14 protein-coding genes are annotated in these 15178 nt (G+C 74.3%); 11 read left to right on the top strand and 3 right to left on the bottom strand.

Features of this window, described 5'->3' with window-relative positions:
• Positions 1-44 precede the first annotated feature (44 nt).
• Genes lxmD through lxmJ form a run of 9 tightly spaced genes read left to right on the top strand, consistent with a single transcriptional unit; the run spans position 45 to position 8631 of the window.
• On the top strand, positions 45-650 hold the full coding sequence (gene lxmD / locus ACZ43N_RS16600; RefSeq protein WP_468098112.1) for a peptide terminal cysteine decarboxylase LxmD: 606 nt from the start codon (positions 45-47) through the stop codon (positions 648-650).
• On the top strand, positions 647-1654 hold the full coding sequence (locus tag ACZ43N_RS16595; RefSeq protein ID WP_468098111.1) for a hypothetical protein: 1008 nt from the start codon (positions 647-649) through the stop codon (positions 1652-1654). Before lxmD ends, ACZ43N_RS16595 begins: the two co-directional genes overlap by 4 nt.
• A complete protein-coding gene (gene lxmK, locus ACZ43N_RS16590) occupies positions 1651-2841 on the top strand; it encodes a class V lanthionine synthetase subunit LxmK (protein WP_468098109.1) in 1191 nt (396 codons plus the stop codon). The genes ACZ43N_RS16595 and lxmK overlap by 4 nt, the downstream gene beginning before the upstream one ends.
• Complete coding sequence (locus tag ACZ43N_RS16585) at positions 2838-3014, top strand: hypothetical protein (RefSeq protein ID WP_468098108.1); 177 nt, start codon at positions 2838-2840, stop codon at positions 3012-3014. The genes lxmK and ACZ43N_RS16585 overlap by 4 nt, the downstream gene beginning before the upstream one ends.
• Positions 3011-4057 (top strand): T3SS effector HopA1 family protein, encoded by a 1047-nt coding sequence (locus tag ACZ43N_RS16580; protein WP_468098106.1) that lies wholly within the window; start codon positions 3011-3013, stop codon positions 4055-4057. The genes ACZ43N_RS16585 and ACZ43N_RS16580 overlap by 4 nt, the downstream gene beginning before the upstream one ends.
• Entirely contained in the window at positions 4054-4935 is an 882-nt protein-coding gene (locus ACZ43N_RS16575) for a class I SAM-dependent methyltransferase (RefSeq protein WP_468098105.1), read from the top strand. The genes ACZ43N_RS16580 and ACZ43N_RS16575 overlap by 4 nt, the downstream gene beginning before the upstream one ends.
• A complete protein-coding gene (locus tag ACZ43N_RS16570; RefSeq protein ID WP_468098104.1) occupies positions 4932-6281 on the top strand; it encodes a M16 family metallopeptidase in 1350 nt (449 codons plus the stop codon). Before ACZ43N_RS16575 ends, ACZ43N_RS16570 begins: the two co-directional genes overlap by 4 nt.
• Positions 6278-7504: a M16 family metallopeptidase gene (locus ACZ43N_RS16565; RefSeq protein ID WP_468098103.1), complete on the top strand. Its 1227-nt coding sequence runs from the start codon at positions 6278-6280 to the stop codon at positions 7502-7504. The genes ACZ43N_RS16570 and ACZ43N_RS16565 overlap by 4 nt, the downstream gene beginning before the upstream one ends.
• Positions 7505-7512: 8 nt before the next feature.
• Positions 7513-8631, top strand: coding sequence for a F420-dependent peptide dehydroalanine reductase LxmJ (lxmJ, locus tag ACZ43N_RS16560; protein WP_468098101.1), 1119 nt, complete (start codon positions 7513-7515; stop codon positions 8629-8631).
• Positions 8632-8641: 10 nt separating this feature from the next.
• On the opposite strand, the gene ACZ43N_RS16555 is transcribed toward lxmJ, so the two are convergent.
• A complete protein-coding gene (locus tag ACZ43N_RS16555) occupies positions 8642-10291 on the bottom strand; it encodes a fibronectin type III domain-containing protein (RefSeq protein WP_468098100.1) in 1650 nt (549 codons plus the stop codon).
• 1021 nt (positions 10292-11312) lie between these two features.
• Between ACZ43N_RS16555 and ACZ43N_RS16550 the strand changes: the two genes are divergently transcribed.
• Together ACZ43N_RS16550 and ACZ43N_RS16545 are read left to right on the top strand one after the other, a co-directional pair.
• Positions 11313-12227, top strand: coding sequence for an NAD-dependent epimerase/dehydratase family protein (locus tag ACZ43N_RS16550; protein ID WP_468098099.1), 915 nt, complete (start codon positions 11313-11315; stop codon positions 12225-12227).
• Positions 12228-12274: 47 nt separating this feature from the next.
• Positions 12275-13924 (top strand): AMP-binding protein, encoded by a 1650-nt coding sequence (locus tag ACZ43N_RS16545; RefSeq protein WP_468098098.1) that lies wholly within the window; start codon positions 12275-12277, stop codon positions 13922-13924.
• An 86-nt stretch (positions 13925-14010) separates the two neighbouring features.
• Here the strand turns inward: ACZ43N_RS16545 and ACZ43N_RS16540 are convergent, their stop codons facing one another.
• Positions 14011-14823 (bottom strand): methyltransferase domain-containing protein, encoded by an 813-nt coding sequence (locus tag ACZ43N_RS16540; protein ID WP_468098097.1) that lies wholly within the window; start codon positions 14821-14823, stop codon positions 14011-14013.
• Between the two features lie 159 nt (positions 14824-14982).
• The gene (locus ACZ43N_RS16535) at positions 14983-15177 is read right to left on the bottom strand and encodes a DUF397 domain-containing protein (protein WP_468098096.1); all 195 of its coding nucleotides are present in this window, start codon (positions 15175-15177) and stop codon (positions 14983-14985) included.
• Position 15178 lies beyond the last annotated feature (1 nt).

Below are 15178 nucleotides of genomic sequence, written 5' to 3'. Positions count from 1 at the left end.
GACACACGCGACACACACCGATAAGCATGTGCAAGGAGGCGGGAATGGACCCCACAGGAGTCGCGGATCCCGGATTCCGCCGGGTGCTCCTCGTGGGCACCGGCGCGCTGAGCGTGGCATTCCTGCCGTTCTGGATCAACTGGCTGGGCAACACCTTTCCGGAAATGGAGAAACGGGTGGTGCTGACCCGTTCCGCCCGGAAATTCGTTTCGGCGGACGCGATATCCGCGCTCTGCGGGCGGGAGGTCGTCACCGACGACTGGAACGAGGCCGCGCCCGGCACCGTCCCGCACGTCGAACTGGCCCGCTGGCCCGACCTCGTGCTCGTCCACCCGGCCACGATGCACTTCCTCAGCCGTTACGCGCTCGGCCTCACCGACACACCGCTGCTGTGCGCCCTGCAGTCGACGTCCGCCCTCGTGGGCGTGGCCCCGTCGCTGCCGCCCGGCGCGCAGCTCAGCCCCGTGGTGCAGGGGCATCTCGACATCCTGCGCGACCGCCCCGGCGTGGTCGTCGCGCCGACCGTGCCCGCCGTCAGCGCGAGCACGGGCGAGATGGAGGACGGCGGGTCGTTGCCGCTGTCCGAGCTGATGGGCCTGTGCGTGGGCGCGTACGCGCGGGCCCGGCGGGCGGAGGGGGAGGACGAGTGACCGTACGGACGGCACAGGCGGCGCAGACGGCATACACGGAGCAAGTCGAGGACCGTGTCGCAGAGTTCGGCACCGGGCTCCAGCGCACCCGGGTACGACGTACGGCCGACGGACGCCACGAGTGGTGGCACGGGGCGGGATCACGGCGGGCGGCCCCGCCGACGGCGCCCCTCGCCGCACACGTCCCCCGGCACACCGCCGGAGCCCGGTTGGTCACCCCATTGCCCTCGGGCGACGGGCTCGCCTACCTCGCCGACGGGCCGTACTCCGCCGCGGCCTGGCTCCGCGATCCGCGGCCGGCGGCCCGGCGGCTGGCCGCGCACGCGCTCGCGGCGGCGGGCGCGGCGCTGCGGGACCTGCACGCCACGCCCGCGCCGACCGGGGCGCCGCCGCCCACGCTCACCCGACTGCGGTGGTTCGCCGAGGGGACGGACGGGGGTGGCGGTGACCTCGCCGCCGTGCGGCGCCTGCGGGAACACGCCGTACGGGTGTGGGGCCCCGCCCGCCTCACGACGCTCCGGTCCTGGTGCGCCGAGGTCGTGGCGCCCGTCCCCGCGTCCGGCGACGGCGACGGGAACGAACGCGGGGGCCGGGACGGTCACGGTCTCGTCCTCGTGCACGGTTTCGCCTCGCTCGGCGCGCTGATCCCACCCCTGAGCCGGGGTCCGGTGGCGCTGCTGACGGGGGAGGACCTGGGTGCCGCCCGGCCCGAACTGGACCTCGGCTGGCTGCTCGGCGATCTGGCCGAACTCGCCTGGGCCGTACCGGTGTGGGGGGAGGACGCGGGCGTCGACCTGCCGGCCGTCCTGCTCGACGCGTACGGGCCGGGCGCGGACCGGGAGCTCGCGGCCCGCGCCGCGGTGCTGCGGATCGCCGCGCACATGCGGGACTTCGCCGCGTACTGCGGCTGGAGCGACGAACTGGCCGACTACACCGCCTTCATCGCTGACCTGATCGACGAGGAGGGCCGCCGCGCGGTCCCCGGGGGAGCCACGACACGATGACGATCACCACCGACACACCTACGGGGACGGCCACGCCCGAGCCGGTGCGCACCCGGCAGCGCTACCGGCCCACCGAACTGGGCACCGTGCCCGCTGTGAACGCCCTGCTGGAGCGGCTCGGACTCGGCCGGCTGGACGCGTCGGCGGTCACCGCCTTCGGGGGCCGCAACGACAACTGGGCGGGCCCGACCACCACCGGGGAGCAGGTCTTCGTCAAGACGGTGACCCCGCTGCCGGACGGCGGCTGCCCCGAACTGGAACGCGCCCTGAGCTTCGAGGAGTTGGCGGTCCGGTGGCTGCCGGACGGCTCGCCGCTGCGTTCACCGGAGCTGCTGGGCGCGGATCCGGCGGCCGGGGTGACCGTGCACCGGCTGGTGCCCGGGGCCCGGTCGGGGGCGGAGCTGGCGTTGGACGGGGACTTCGACGACGAGCTGTGCCGGGCGGCGGGACGTGCGGTGGGGACGCTGCACGCGCTGCCGGCCGGGGACGGGATCGACACCGGGGAGGCGCCGCTGCCGCCGCTGGCCTGGCTGCGCGCCCTGCCCTGGAGCGCCGTCCAGGAGCGCAGCATGGCGCAGATCGCCGCCTGGCAGCTCGTCCAGGACGACGCAGAGGTCGTGGCCGTCCTGGCCCGGCTGCGGGAGCGGGAGGCGACCGTGCCGCACGCGCCCACGCACTGCGACCTCCGCTTCGACCAGTTCATCGGCGCCGACGAGGGCCACGGCCCGCTGTACCTGTGCGACTGGGAGGAGTTCCGGCTGGCCGATCCGGCGCGGGACGTGGGGGCGTTCGCGGGGGAGTGGCTGTTCCACGCGACGTACTCCGTGTTCGCGCCGACCGGCGAGGCCGGGGACGACCGGCGGGGCGCCGGAGCCGGGTTCGGCCTCACGCACGAGGAGATCATCGGGCGGGGGTCGGCGAGCCTGCGCCGCCATCTGCCGCGCGTCCACGCCTTCTGGCAGGGCTACCTGGAGTGCCGTACGCCCGACTCCGGGCTCCCCGAGCGGGCCGCCGCCTACGCCGGCTGGCACATGTACGACCGCCTCATCGCCACGGCCGAGTCCCACGCCACGCTCAACCCGGTCGCCCGTGCGGCCGCCGGCATCGGCCGCACGGTCCTCCTGGACCCGGCGGGCGCGGCCCGGACGCTGGGCCTGACCCTCCCGGACGGGAGCACCGACCGATGACGACCACCGCCCGCGCCGGGGCCGAGGCCATGGCGCGCTGCGCCCCGGTACCGGCCGCCGCCACGGCGTGCCGAGGCCCCGCCGTCGCCGCCCGCACGGTGCCGCGCGCCCCGGCCGCAGCCGCCCGTACGCCCGGCCCGAACCCCGACCACCCGAACGGGAGCCACCGATGACCGCTCTCTCCCTCCTGGACCCCCCGGTGTCGGGCGCCTCCCCCGACGCCCGGCACCGGGGCCTCGCACCGCGGCTCCGCGCGGCCCTGGGCGGCGTCAGCGTGGCGCCCGGGGCGCGCGAGGCCACCGTCGCCGGACGTACCGTCACCGCCGACAGCCCCCGTGACCTGCGGGGCCGCCTCACCAACGCCCTGTACGAGGAGCTGCACGCCGGCCGCGGCCGGGGCGGCCCTGAGGCCGAGGGCCCGCCGCCCCGCCGTACGCTCCGCGACCCCGCCCTGGAGGCGCGGCTCGCGGCGGCCGTCCCGCACACCACCACGCCCACCCGGGGCCGGCTCGTCGAGGTGCTCCACCGGCCCGACGGCGACCAGCTCGTGGTACGCCTCCCCGAGGTCACCGCCCGCGTACCGGCCGAGCGGCTGCTGACCCCCGCCGACCCGCCCGCACCCGGCGACATCGTCGAACTCGCCCTGGAGGCCGCGCGCCCCGCGCTCTCCCCCGGCTTCTTCTACGTCATGGGCTCACGCCCCCTGCCCCGCCCGGCCGGCCCCGTACGCCGTCTCTTCCTGCACGCCCGGGACGCGGACGCGGCGGTCGCCCTGTGGGGCACGGCACTCGGCGCACTGGAGGAGGCGGGCGCGCTGTACCACGCGAAGGTCCTCTCCGACCCGCAGGACTTCCCGCGCCGGGACTCCGTCGTCGTCTACCTGCACGGCGACCACCGCCGCGGTGAACGCGCGGTCGCCACCGCCGTCGCCCCCCACGCGGGCACCCTCACCGGCGACGGCACCTCCGTCTTCACCGAGGAACTGGCCCCCGGGGTCGCCGCCGCCTGGGACCCCGAGGACCCCCGCCCCGGCCAGGACGGCATGAGCTTCGGCCAGCACCGCGCCTTCGCCCTCGCCGGCGGACTCATCGCCCACGCGCTGTCCGACGGCGACGCCAGCCGTGAGGCGTACGTCGTACGGGCCTTCCACGAGGCGGGCATCGACCCGCTGCACCCCCAGAACAACCTCGACACCCGCTCCGGAGGCGGACGATGACGACCAGCGTGGCAACAGAAGAGACCCTGGTGGCCGGCACGGGCGGCCCCGACGCCAACGCCGACGCGAACGCCGACACCGGCCCCGGCACGAACGCGGACACCAGCGCCGTCGAGCCCGGCGCCGGTCTCGGCACCGCCCTGACCACGGCGTACAGCGACGCGCTCGCCGAGGTCTACGACGAGATCTACCCGGCCACCCCCGATCTGGAGGACATCGCCGACTTCCTCCTCACCCTCACCGCGCCCGGCGCGAGCGTCCTCGAACTCGGCGTCGGCACCGGCCGGGTCGCGCTGCCGCTCGCCGACAAGGGTTTCCGGGTGCACGGCGTCGACTCCTCCGAGGGGATGCTGGCCCGACTGGCCCGCAAGGACCCCGAAGGCCGGATCACCCCCGTGCACGCCGACTTCGCCGCCCTCGATCTGGGCCGCACCTTCGATGTCGTCCTCGCGCCCTTCAACTCCCTGTGCTGCGCCGTCGCCCCGGACGAGCAGATCGCCCTGATGCACGCCGTCGCCCGGCACACGGCGCCCGACGGGCATGTGGTCATCGAGACGTTCGATCCCAGCGACTACCACGTCCAGAAGAAGAACGAGATCAGCACGTACCCGATCGACGGGCGCGGCGCGATGATCGAGTCGATCGGCGTGCTGCCCGCCTCGCAGAACATGATGATCCACAACACGCTCTTCCTCGACGGTGAGGCCCCCAAGTCCGCGACCACCGTGATGCGTTACCTGTGGCCCAGCGAACTCGACCTCCTCGCCGGCATCGCCCGCCTGGAACTCTCCGCCCGCTACTCCGGCTGGCGCGAGCAGCCCTTCGACGGCGGCGACAGCCGGAAGATGTGCGTCTCCGTGTACCGGCCCCTGCGATGAGCCTCCGGCTGGTCACCGAGGAGATCCCCGGCCGCGGCCTCGCGGCGGTCGCCCTCACGGTGGCCGCGGGGGGCGACGACGATCCGCCGGGGCGGCACGGGATGGCCCACCTGGTGGAGCACCTGATGTTCCCCCGGGGCGACGGACACGGCGACGCGGGAGGGAACGCAGGCGGGGGCGGAGCAGGCGCCGACGGGGAGGGCACCGGTGGGGAGGGTGCCGGTTTCGTCGCTCTCGTGCAGGAGGCCGGCGGGATGTGCAACGCCGAGACCCACCGCGACCACACCGTCTTCCACACCGTGGTACCGGCCGACGCCCTGCCCGACGTCCTGGGCCTGGAGGCCCGCCGTCTCCTCCGTTTCCGGCCCGCACCGGCCACCGTGCGCTCCGAGACGGCCGTCGTCGCCGAGGAGATCCGCGCTGCCGGGGCCGGCGCCCGCCTCTGGGACACGGTCCTGGCCGCCCTCCACCCGGGCGCCCGGCACGCCTACGGCACGACGGCCGAGCTGACCGGGGTGACGGCGCAGGAGGCCGCGACCTTCTTCCGGCAGCACCACCGGCCCGAGCGGGCGGTGCTGTCGGTCGTGGGCGATGTGGACGCCGGGCGGGTGGCGGAGCTGGTGGAGCGGGAGTTCGGGGCCGTCCGGGAGCTCGAGGCCGTCGGGGGGCTCGGGGCACTCCGTGAGCTCGGGGCACTCCCGGAACTCGGGACCGGTCGGACCGCCACTCCCCAGCCCCCCGCTCCCAGGGGCCCCGCCCTCCGGACGGCCTCCCCGCACCGGCCCACCCCCGGCGCGGCCGTCCCGTACGCCCGTGACGGTGTGGCCGTCGGGCATGCCCTGGCCGATCCGCGCGGCGACTTCCGGCTGTACGTCGCCCAAGTCGTCCTCTGCGAGCTCCTCCGCCGTAGCCGCCTGCCCCAACTGGTGGCTCGGGCAGCGGAGTTGGACGCGGCGACCGTCCACTGCGGCTACCAGGGCCAGTGGCTGGCCTCCGCCGCCCCCGACCTCGCGCTGGTGCTGCTCGGCAGGGTGCCGGGGGCCGGCGTGGAGGAGGTCGTCGGGCGGTGGCTGGAGCTGCTCGGCGAGCTGGCCGCCGCCCCACCGGGGGAGACGGAACTGCGGCGGACGGCGAGCGTGTTGCGGGCCGGCTGCCATCGTCAGTCCGACTCCCTCCCGGCCCGCGCGGTCACCCACGCCCGCGCCGCCCTGCTCCTCCCGCACGCCACCCCCGACGCGCTCCCGGCCCAACTCGCCGCCGTCACCCCGGCCGACGTGTCGAGGGCCGCGCGGGCCCTGCTGGCCGCACCCGGAACCATCCACCCCCTGGAAGGAGCCGCCGCATGAGAACGGCCGAGACCTTCCGCACGGTCCTCCCCAACGGCCTGGACATGGTCCTCGTGACCGTGCCGGGCGCCCCTCTCGCCGAGATCCGGCTCGTGCTGCCCTACGCCCGCACCGAACCCGGTCTCGCCGCTGCCCAGGAACTGCTCGCCGCGCACCTCGGTACGGCCACGACGACCCGTGACCGGCAGGCCGTGGCGGACCGGGCCGCCGACCTCGGCGGGGAGTTCAGCGCGGTGGTGACCGCGGAGCAGCTGGTGCTGTCGGCGAGTGTGCTGGCGGAGGGGCTGGGGGCCGCGCTCGAACTCCTCGCGGATCTGGTGCTGCGCCCCGCCCTCCCGCTGACGCTCACGCGGGACGGCCATCAGCGGCCGACGTCGGGGCCCCGCCCGGCCGGCCCCCGTACGACGCTCCGCCGGGCCCAGCTCCGCCGCGCCTTCGGCGCGCCGCACCCCCTGGTCGACGACGCCCCCGACGGGGCGGCCCCTGTGGACCTTCGCGCGCTCCACCGCCGGGCCGTGGTCCCGCAGGGCGCCGTGCTGCTGGTGATGAGCGGGGCGGAACCCGAGGACGCAGAGGCCGCAGTGCGGGCGGAGTTCGGGGAGTGGACCGGTGGGGGACCGTCCGGTCTCGTCCTGCCGCCCTTCCCGCGCCCCGAGCCCGCCCCCGGACGCCTCGCCCTGCACGACCCGGACGCCGACCAGGCCCTGCTGCTCACCGCCGGCCCCGCGATACCGGCGCCCGAGCCGGGGCACACGGCGCTGCACCTCGCCCAGGTCGTCCTCGGCGGCCACGCCTCCTCCCGGCTGACCCGGCGGCTGCGGGAACGCCACGGTCTGGCGTACGCGGTCGACGCGAGCATCCGGCAGAACGCGGCGGGCTGCTGGCTGGAGATCGACTGCGTCGGCGCCCCCGGTACGGGCGACCGGCTGGCCGACGAGGTCACCGCCTGCCTGGCGGAGCTGGCCCACGGCGGTCCGACCCCCGAGGAGGTGCGGCGGGCCCGCAGATACGCGGCCGGGTTCACCCGGTTCGCCCTGGCCACGCGTGCGGAGGAGGCGAGCGCCCTGGCGGGCTTCGTGGCGGGCGGGCTGCCCGTGGACTGGCTGACGACCTACCCCGACGCCCTCGCCGACGTGACCGACGACCGTGTCACCGAGGCCGCCGCCCACTACCTCGACCCGTCCCGCACCCTCGTGGCCACCCTCGACCACCGCCCCTCATGAGGACCCCGATGACCACCCCTGAACCCCGGCCGAACGCGACCCAGACCCCTACGACGGCGACCGAGGCGGCTGCGACGCAAGCCCCGACACCGGCGAACGAGGCGGCTGCGACGCAAGCCCCGACACCGGCGAACGAGGCGGCCGTGCCGGGCCCCCTGACACCGGCGAACGACCTCCCCGCCGTCCTCTACCCCCTCCAGCCCGACCACCCCGAACTCGTCGCCCCCTTCGCCATGTCCGTGGCCCGTACCGGTGCCCGCCGGCTCTGGCTCTGCCAGTCCTTCCGCGCCGAACCCCACCAGGTGCTGGCCCATCTGGCCGGGCAGGGCCACACCGTGCCCGTGGGCACCGCGGTGACCCTGCTGCCGCTGCGGCACCCCTACGAGGCGGCGCTCCAGGCCCGTTCGCTGGCGCTGCTGACCGGGCAGCCGGTGGTGGCCGGGTACGGCATCGGCACGCCGGAGTTCGCCAAGGGCCTCGCACCGGAGCCGTACCGCAGCCCCCGTACGGCGGTCGGCGACTACGTCCGGTCCGTGCGGGCCCTGCTGGACGGCGAGAGCGTGGCGTACGACGGCCCGTACCACCGGCTGCACGCCGAGCTTCCGCCGGTCGGGCCGCACGCGCCGGTGGAGGTGGGGGCCGGGGTGCTCCGGCCCGGCATGGCGCGCACGGCGGGCGCGACGGCGGACGTGGCGATCACCTGGATGACCCCGCCGACGTACGTCCGGGACGTGCTCGTACCCCAACTGGACGCGGGCGCCGCCGAGGTGGGGCGCACCGGGCGTCCCCGGATCGCGACGGCCGTGCACGTCGCCGTCACCAGGACGGGCCGCGACCCGCGCCACCTGGCCCGGGCCGCCGCGGGCGCGCACCTGGGCGCCCCGCACTACGCGGACATGCTCCGCCGCGCCGGCGTGGACACCGACGGCCCGGACTCCGCCGCCGAACTGCTCCGCGCCGACGTCGTCGTCACCGGCACTCCGGAGGAGATCGCCGCCACGCTGGCCCGCTACCGCGCCGCCGGTGTCGACGAGATCCTCCTCAATCCCACCGCCGTCCTCCTCACGGAGGGCGTGCGCGCGGCGGTGGACGACCTGGAGGACGTCATCGCGGCGGTGGCGGCGTGACCGCCCCCGGTCAGCCGCTGTGGGCGGTGGCCCCGGGGCCGGCGTTCCCGGCGAAGTCCACGGCCCGGACGACGTAACAGTAGGGCGTGCCGGCGACGGCGGTGGTGTCCTGGTACGAGGTCGCGGCCACGTCGGCCTTGGCGAGGAAGACCGGGTCGGAGCAGACGGCGGAGCCGTCCTCGGTGACGGTCGTGCCGCGCAGGACGGAGTAGCGGTCGAGGTCGGCATCGGTGACCGGCGTCCAGGTCAGCAGGACGTTCCCCGGCTCGCCCGCGACCGCGCTCGCGGAGGCCGGGGCGGCGGGACCCGCCGTGTCCGTGCCGGTGGTCGCCGTCACCTCGGCGCTCGGGACGGACTCCGTCCCGTACGTGTCGTGAGCGGTGACGACATAGCGGTAGGCGGTGGTGGTGCCTGCCGAGAAGTCCGTGCAGAGGTGCTGGACGGTCCCGTCGGCGAGGGTGCGCGTCCAGGGGTCACAGCGGTCGGTGACCTCGGTCCGCTCCGTGCCCGTACCGGTGTAGCGGTAGACCCGGAAGTCCCGGTAGTCGCCGTCGGTGGCGTCGTTCTCGTCCATGCGCCAGGTCAGAGTGACCGCGCTGGTCTCCGGAAACGCCCTCACGTCCTTGGGCGCGGCGACCAGCCGACGCGTGAGCACGCCGGTCGTGTAGGCGGTGACCCGGCCGCCGGCGTCGACCGCCGCGACCTTGTACGTGTGGTCGGCGGACCGCGCCACACTCGTGTCCGTGAGCGACGTGCCGGTCGGCAGCCAGTAGATGCCGAGCTGTCCCTCGGTCAGACGGACCACCCGGTAGCGGACCGCGCCCGGCACGGCGTCCCAGGACAGTGCCACGCCGGCATCGGTGCCGACGGCCGTGAAGCCGTTCGGGGTGCTGACGGCGAAGCTCGTGACGGTGGCGGACGCGGTCGTGGAGGAGAGGTTCCCGGCCTTGTCGAAGGCGGCCACCCGGTACTCGTACTGCTCGCCGGTGGCGGGCGGGGTGTCCGTGTACGAGGTGGCCGTGGTCCCCGTCGACGAAGTCAGCTGCTTCCAGGCCCCGCTGCCCGCGACCTGCCGGAACACCCGGTACCCCGCGAGGTCCATCTCCTTGTTCTTCGACCAGGCCAGCCGGGTCTGCTGCGTGCTGTCCGTGTACGTGGCCGTCAGCCCGGTCGGGGTGAGCGGCTTGACCGTGTCGACGGAGGCGGAGGTCCGGGGCGTGTACGTGAACTTGACCTTCGCGGAGCCGGTCCAGTTGACGTAGTCGACGCGCAGCGTGTGACGGCCGGACGGAATGGTGACGTTGACGCTCTTGGAGACCGTGGTGGAGACGTTCGTCCACAGGTTGATCCGCAACTCGCCGTCGAGGTAGACCCGGATGCCGTCCAGTCCCGACGCGCTGAGCGTGAAGGGCCCGCCGGAGCCGAAGTCGCGTGTCACGCTCCACCGCACCCCGAAGTTGTTGCTCGGCAGCCCCGCGGCGGGCGCGCCCGTGCCCCAGTCCTGGTCGATGGCACTGTCGCAGTCCGTCTTCTGCGGCGTACCGGAGAAGGACACGTTCGCGAAGAACTGCCGCTTGAACACGGGGGACGTACAGGTCACCGCCGCCTCGGCGGTCAGCGCGTACACCCCGCCGGTCGCCGCGGCGATGGCCGTCGCCACCGCGGTGGCCCCCACCCGCCGCCGTCGGTGCCCACGGCGCCGCCGACGCGCCCCCGCCCTTGCGGACACGGAACCAGAACCCTCGGACATCACTCGCAGCCCTTTCGGCCCACAGACACAGGACGCACGACTTCGGCGTGGGGGTGGTGGGGCGCTACAGCGCAGGTGGGGCTGCTGATACACGTGAGCGCGTAGCCGGGAGGATAAAGGATCAGCCGGTGGCTGAAAACAGAGGCCCGGATGGTGAGAACCGGTGCCCTTCGCCGTCCGAGCGTGTCCGGCCGACTCGAAGGCCTCGGTCGGGGCCCCGCCGGTCGGCGGGTGCCGCCCTCCCGGTCGGCGGGTGCCGCCCTCCCGGTCGGCGGTGGGTGTCCGGCCGGTACGGGGGCCGCGGCGCTGGGACGTGGTCAGCCACTCGGCGGGGGTGGATCCGGCGGTCGCCGGATGGGTGCGGGGTGACGGGGCTTCCATGCTTGCGGCCATGACACATCACGCGGGGCGCGAGGGGACGGGCACTTGGTCGTGGTGCACGCGGCCGTGAGCGAGGTGTACGCAGTGATGGCCGCCGGGCCCGGGCAGCCCCGCGACGAGGCCCCGCGTCGCGGGGACTTCGCGGGGGCCCGAACGAGAAGAGGACCGACGCTCATCAGCCGTCCTCGGCACCCGCACCGGGAATCTCCCGCCGGCCGAGCTGCCCGGGCCGACGGACCGCACGGTCGTCGGGATCTCCCCGGACGGGGTCCCCGCGGACCGGGACGGCGACGGCGTGGCCGAGGCGTACGCTCTGCTTCAACTAACTGCCGAGACAGACGAGTTGGAGGAGGCGGCGTGGACGGCGCGGGTCACTCCACCGGAGGGCCACCGCTGCCCGTGCACCGACATCCACGCAGGCTGCTCCGAGGGACTCGGCGCGCCCCTCACCAGGAACCGGGCCGAGAGCCGTCTGCGCGAAGGCGACAGGGCATGCCGGCTCCTGATGCGCGTCGCCACCCCCGTCTCGTCGCCCGAGAAAGGCTGATCCATGCGAGTACTCGTCGCCGGTGCCACCGGAGTCGTCGGACGTCCCCTGGTGGGCGCGCTACGAGCGCGGGGCCACGAGGTGAGCGCGCTCGTGCGGGACGAGTCGCGGGCGCCGGAGGCGGACCAGGTGGTCGTCGCCGACGCCCTTGACCGTGAGGCCCTGCTGTCGGCGGTGTCGGCCGCCCGGCCCGAGGTCGTCGTGCACCAGATGACGGCCCTGCGCCTGCTGGGCGAGGACCCCGCGCAGGCCTTCGCGCAGACCACGCGGCTGCGTACCGAGGGCACCGCCCACCTGGTCGAGGCGGCCCGTGCGGCCGGCGCGCGACGACTGGTCGCCCAGTCGATAGCCTTCGCCGCCGCCCCGGCCGGGCCCCCGGTCCTCGACGAGGACGCGCCGCTGCACGTGGACGCCGAGGACCCCGGCTGGTCCGCCGCCGTGCGCGCCGTCGCCGAACTGGAGCGGCTGGTCCTGGACAGCGGCCTCGCGGGGGTCGCGCTGCGATACGGCACCCTGTACGGCCCCGGGACCGCCTACGCCCGTGACGGCGGGATCGGGCAGTGGGTGCTGGCCGGGCAGTTGCCCCTGCCGGAGGGCGGTGCGGGAATCACCTCGTTCCTGCATGTGGAGGACGCGGTGGGGGCGGCCGTCACGGCGGTCGAGTCGGAGGCCACCGGTGTCTTCCATGTGACGGACGACGAGCCGGCACCGGCCGCCCAGTGGCTGCCGCACTACGCGAGCACGCTCGGCGCGCCACCGCCGCGCACGGTTCCGGTCGACCTGGCACCCCGGCTGCTGGGCTGGTTCGTGGCCCATCAGATGACGGGGGCGCGCGGGGCGGCCAACGACCGGATCCGCGCGCAGATGGGCTTCAAGCCGCTGCGGCCGAGCTGGCGCGACGGCCTCGGCCAGGAATGACCGGGCCCGGTACATCCGGTGCCCTCGCCCCTTTCATCCCATGGGAAGTGGAAACTGTGAACCCGATCGCCACGTTGCGCCCATCCGCCACCATCGTGGAGCAGTACCGCAAGGAGGACCTCTGGCGCGCCGACACCATCCTGGACGACCTGGAGCGGTGGCGTGCCGAGACTCCCGACGCCCCCGCCCTTCTCGTGTCGGAGGCCGGCCGGGACCTCCTGCAGATCAGCTACGCGCAGTACGCCGAGTACGTGGACCGCTTCGCCGGCGCGTTGCACGCGCTGGGCGTGCGCAGCGGTCAGGTCGTCGCGATGCAGCTGCCGAATGTCTGGCAGGTCGGACCGCTGGTGCTGGCCTGCGCCCGGCTCGGCGCCGTCGCCGCGCCGATCATGTGCGCGTTCCGCCCCCGTGAGCTGGAGCGGATGCTCCGCCGGCTGGAGGCCGTCGTCTGCGTGACCGTCGACCGGTGGGACGGCTTCGAACACGCCGCGGCGCTGGCCGAGATGGCACCCCGGCTGCCCGCACTGCGCCACCGTGTGGTGCTCGGCGAGCGCACCTCCGACGGGGAAGTCGACTTCCGCGAGTACTTCGAGAACACGGAGCAGGGCACCCTGCCGGATCCGTCCGTCGTGGACCCGGACCGGGTCTCCCTGGTGCTGTTCACCTCGGGTACCTCCGGCGAGCCGAAGGCTGTGCTGCACACCCTCAACACCTGCTACGCCTGGTACGCCCCCGTCGCGGCCGCCGACGGCATCGGTCCCGGCAGCCGCGTCTACTCGCCGAACGCGGCGACGCACATCGTCGGCCTCACCATGGGCATTTTCATGCCGCTGTACCGCGGGGCCTGCGCGGTCGTGACGGACCGCTGGGAGCCGGAGGCCATCCTCCCCTTCCTGGCCCACGCCCGCATCAGCTGGATGGTCATCGTCCCGGTCTTCCTCTCCACCCTGATCGACGCGATGGAACGCACGGCGCTGCGGCTGCCCACCGTGCGGATCATCCGCGCGGGTGGCACCACGGTCCCGCAGCCGCTGTTCAGACGGGTGACCGAGACCTTCGGAATTCCGCTGGACGTGGGCTGGGGCATGACCGAGGGCGCCAACACCTTCACCCGACCCGGAGAACACCCGGAACTGGCTGGACGCACTGTCGGGCGCCCCGCCCCGGGCCACGAGATCGACCTGCGGGCCGACCACCCGGTCAGCGACGACCAGCCCGGGCGTCTCTTCGTCCGCAGCCCTTCGCTGTGCCTGGCCACCTGGGGCCGGGACGACGGCCGGTTGACCGTGCTCGCCGAGCACGACGGCGGCTGGTACGACACCGGTGACCTTGCGGCACCGGACGGCCACGGCGGTATCCGGCTGCACGGCCGTGCCGAAGACCGGATCGGCGTCATCATGATCCCGGTCAGCGACGTCGAGTCGGCGCTGCTGGACCACCCCGACGTACGGGATGTCGCCCTGGTCGGCTACCCGGACGGCCACGGCGGCGAACTCGCCTGCGCGGTCGTCGTCGCCGGGGAGCGGACACCCACCCTCGATGGTCTGCGTGAGTGGCTCGGCGGGCTCGGCATGAGCGAATGGTGCCTGCCGTCCCGTCTGGAACTCCTGCCCGCACTGCCGCGCAACGAGACGGGCAAGGTGCGCAAGAACCTGCTGCGGGAACGGCTTCGGCTCAACTCGGCCGACGAGCGGTAGTTGGCCGAATGTTCGGGGCGCCCGGGGAATCCTCCCCGGGCGCCCCGACTGTCAGGCCGGCCCTGTTCCGACCAACGGCACCAGCCCTACGGCGCCAGGCTGGCCGTGGTGACGAAGAAGGTCGCCGTCGCGGTGAAGGCGTTCCGGCGGGAGAGATCGCTCAGGTCGTCCTTCCACCGCGCCGCCTCCTCCTCGCTGACGGTGCCTTGGGCGAGAGCCGCTGTCAGGGCCGGCTCGAGTACCACGCCGAACGCGGACGCGTGGTCGCTCAGGGCCGCCATGATGGGGACGACCTCGGTGACGGAGAATCCCGCGTCGGCGAGGTGGTGGGCGCTGCGGGTGCCGGCGTGGGGATTCGGGACGGCTGAGCAGAACGCGGCCTTGACCGCGTCGGTCGTCTCCGGGATACGCGAACTCACCGCCATCGAGCCGAGATCGGGGTCCGCGAGAACGATCGTCCCGCCCGGCTTCAGCACCCTGCGGGCCTCGGACAGTGCCTGGGCGGGATCGCCGAAGTGGAGGAAGGTCCGCTCGGCCCGGTACCACGACAGTTCACCGTCCTCGAACGGCAGCTCGAAGGCGCTGCCCCTGACGACGTGACAGTGCGGGAACCTGGCCAGGGCCGCGTCGACCATGGCCTGGCTGCTGTCGACCCCCACGGCCTCCTTGCCGAGCCGTACGAGATCCGCGACGGCGCGGCCGGCGCCGCACCCGACGTCGATTCCCCTGCCCTCTGCGGTCTCCAGGGCGCGGTAGGTGGCGTCCCGCACTGCCCGGCCGCTCTCGCTCTCCTCCATCTTCCGCAGATAGGCGATGAAGTCCTCGGGGACGTCGGACGAGTCGACGTCTTGGAAGCGTGCGGCAAGGCTTTCGGCCGTGCGTGGTCCGGTGGTCTCCACGTGCTGCTGTCTCCCGTCAGGAGGTGCCTGGTGCTTCAGGAGTGGCACTTGTTGATATTTCAAGTGAGCCTAACAGGACGGGAGTTGACAGCGAGAGCGGAGGGGAGGGCGAGTTCGACACTCCTCGCCCGGCCGCGGATTGCCGTACGCGACGCGGCCTCAGCGCGTGATCGCGAGCCTCGCCTTGACCTGCCCCAGAAGCGCGGCGAGGGCCTTCGGCTCGGTGCCGAGGACGACGTCCGGCTCGTCGCTCTCCCGGAGACGGATCGTTCCGTCGGGGGCGGTTGCTATGCAGAGGCACTCGCCCTGCGGGCCGCCGCTGAACGTCGACTTCTGCCAGTTGAGTTCGGGCATC

Source organism: Streptomyces sp. NPDC030814 (genome assembly GCF_055572155.1).
The sequence above is the reverse complement of the archived record's forward strand: the minus strand, read 5'-3'. Positions and strand labels throughout refer to the sequence as shown.

Coding starts and splice junctions, on each gene's coding strand:
- lxmD (WP_468098112.1), top strand. CDS start 45: ATGGACCCCACAGGAGTCGCGGATCCCGGATTCCGCCGGGTGCTCCTC.
- lxmK (WP_468098109.1), top strand. CDS start 1,651: ATGACGATCACCACCGACACACCTACGGGGACGGCCACGCCCGAGCCG.
- ACZ43N_RS16585 (WP_468098108.1), top strand. CDS start 2,838: ATGACGACCACCGCCCGCGCCGGGGCCGAGGCCATGGCGCGCTGCGCC.
- ACZ43N_RS16580 (WP_468098106.1), top strand. CDS start 3,011: ATGACCGCTCTCTCCCTCCTGGACCCCCCGGTGTCGGGCGCCTCCCCC.
- ACZ43N_RS16575 (WP_468098105.1), top strand. CDS start 4,054: ATGACGACCAGCGTGGCAACAGAAGAGACCCTGGTGGCCGGCACGGGC.
- ACZ43N_RS16570 (WP_468098104.1), top strand. CDS start 4,932: ATGAGCCTCCGGCTGGTCACCGAGGAGATCCCCGGCCGCGGCCTCGCG.
- ACZ43N_RS16565 (WP_468098103.1), top strand. CDS start 6,278: ATGAGAACGGCCGAGACCTTCCGCACGGTCCTCCCCAACGGCCTGGAC.
- lxmJ (WP_468098101.1), top strand. CDS start 7,513: ATGACCACCCCTGAACCCCGGCCGAACGCGACCCAGACCCCTACGACG.
- ACZ43N_RS16550 (WP_468098099.1), top strand. CDS start 11,313: ATGCGAGTACTCGTCGCCGGTGCCACCGGAGTCGTCGGACGTCCCCTG.
- ACZ43N_RS16535 (WP_468098096.1), bottom strand. CDS start 15,177: ATGCCCGAACTCAACTGGCAGAAGTCGACGTTCAGCGGCGGCCCGCAG.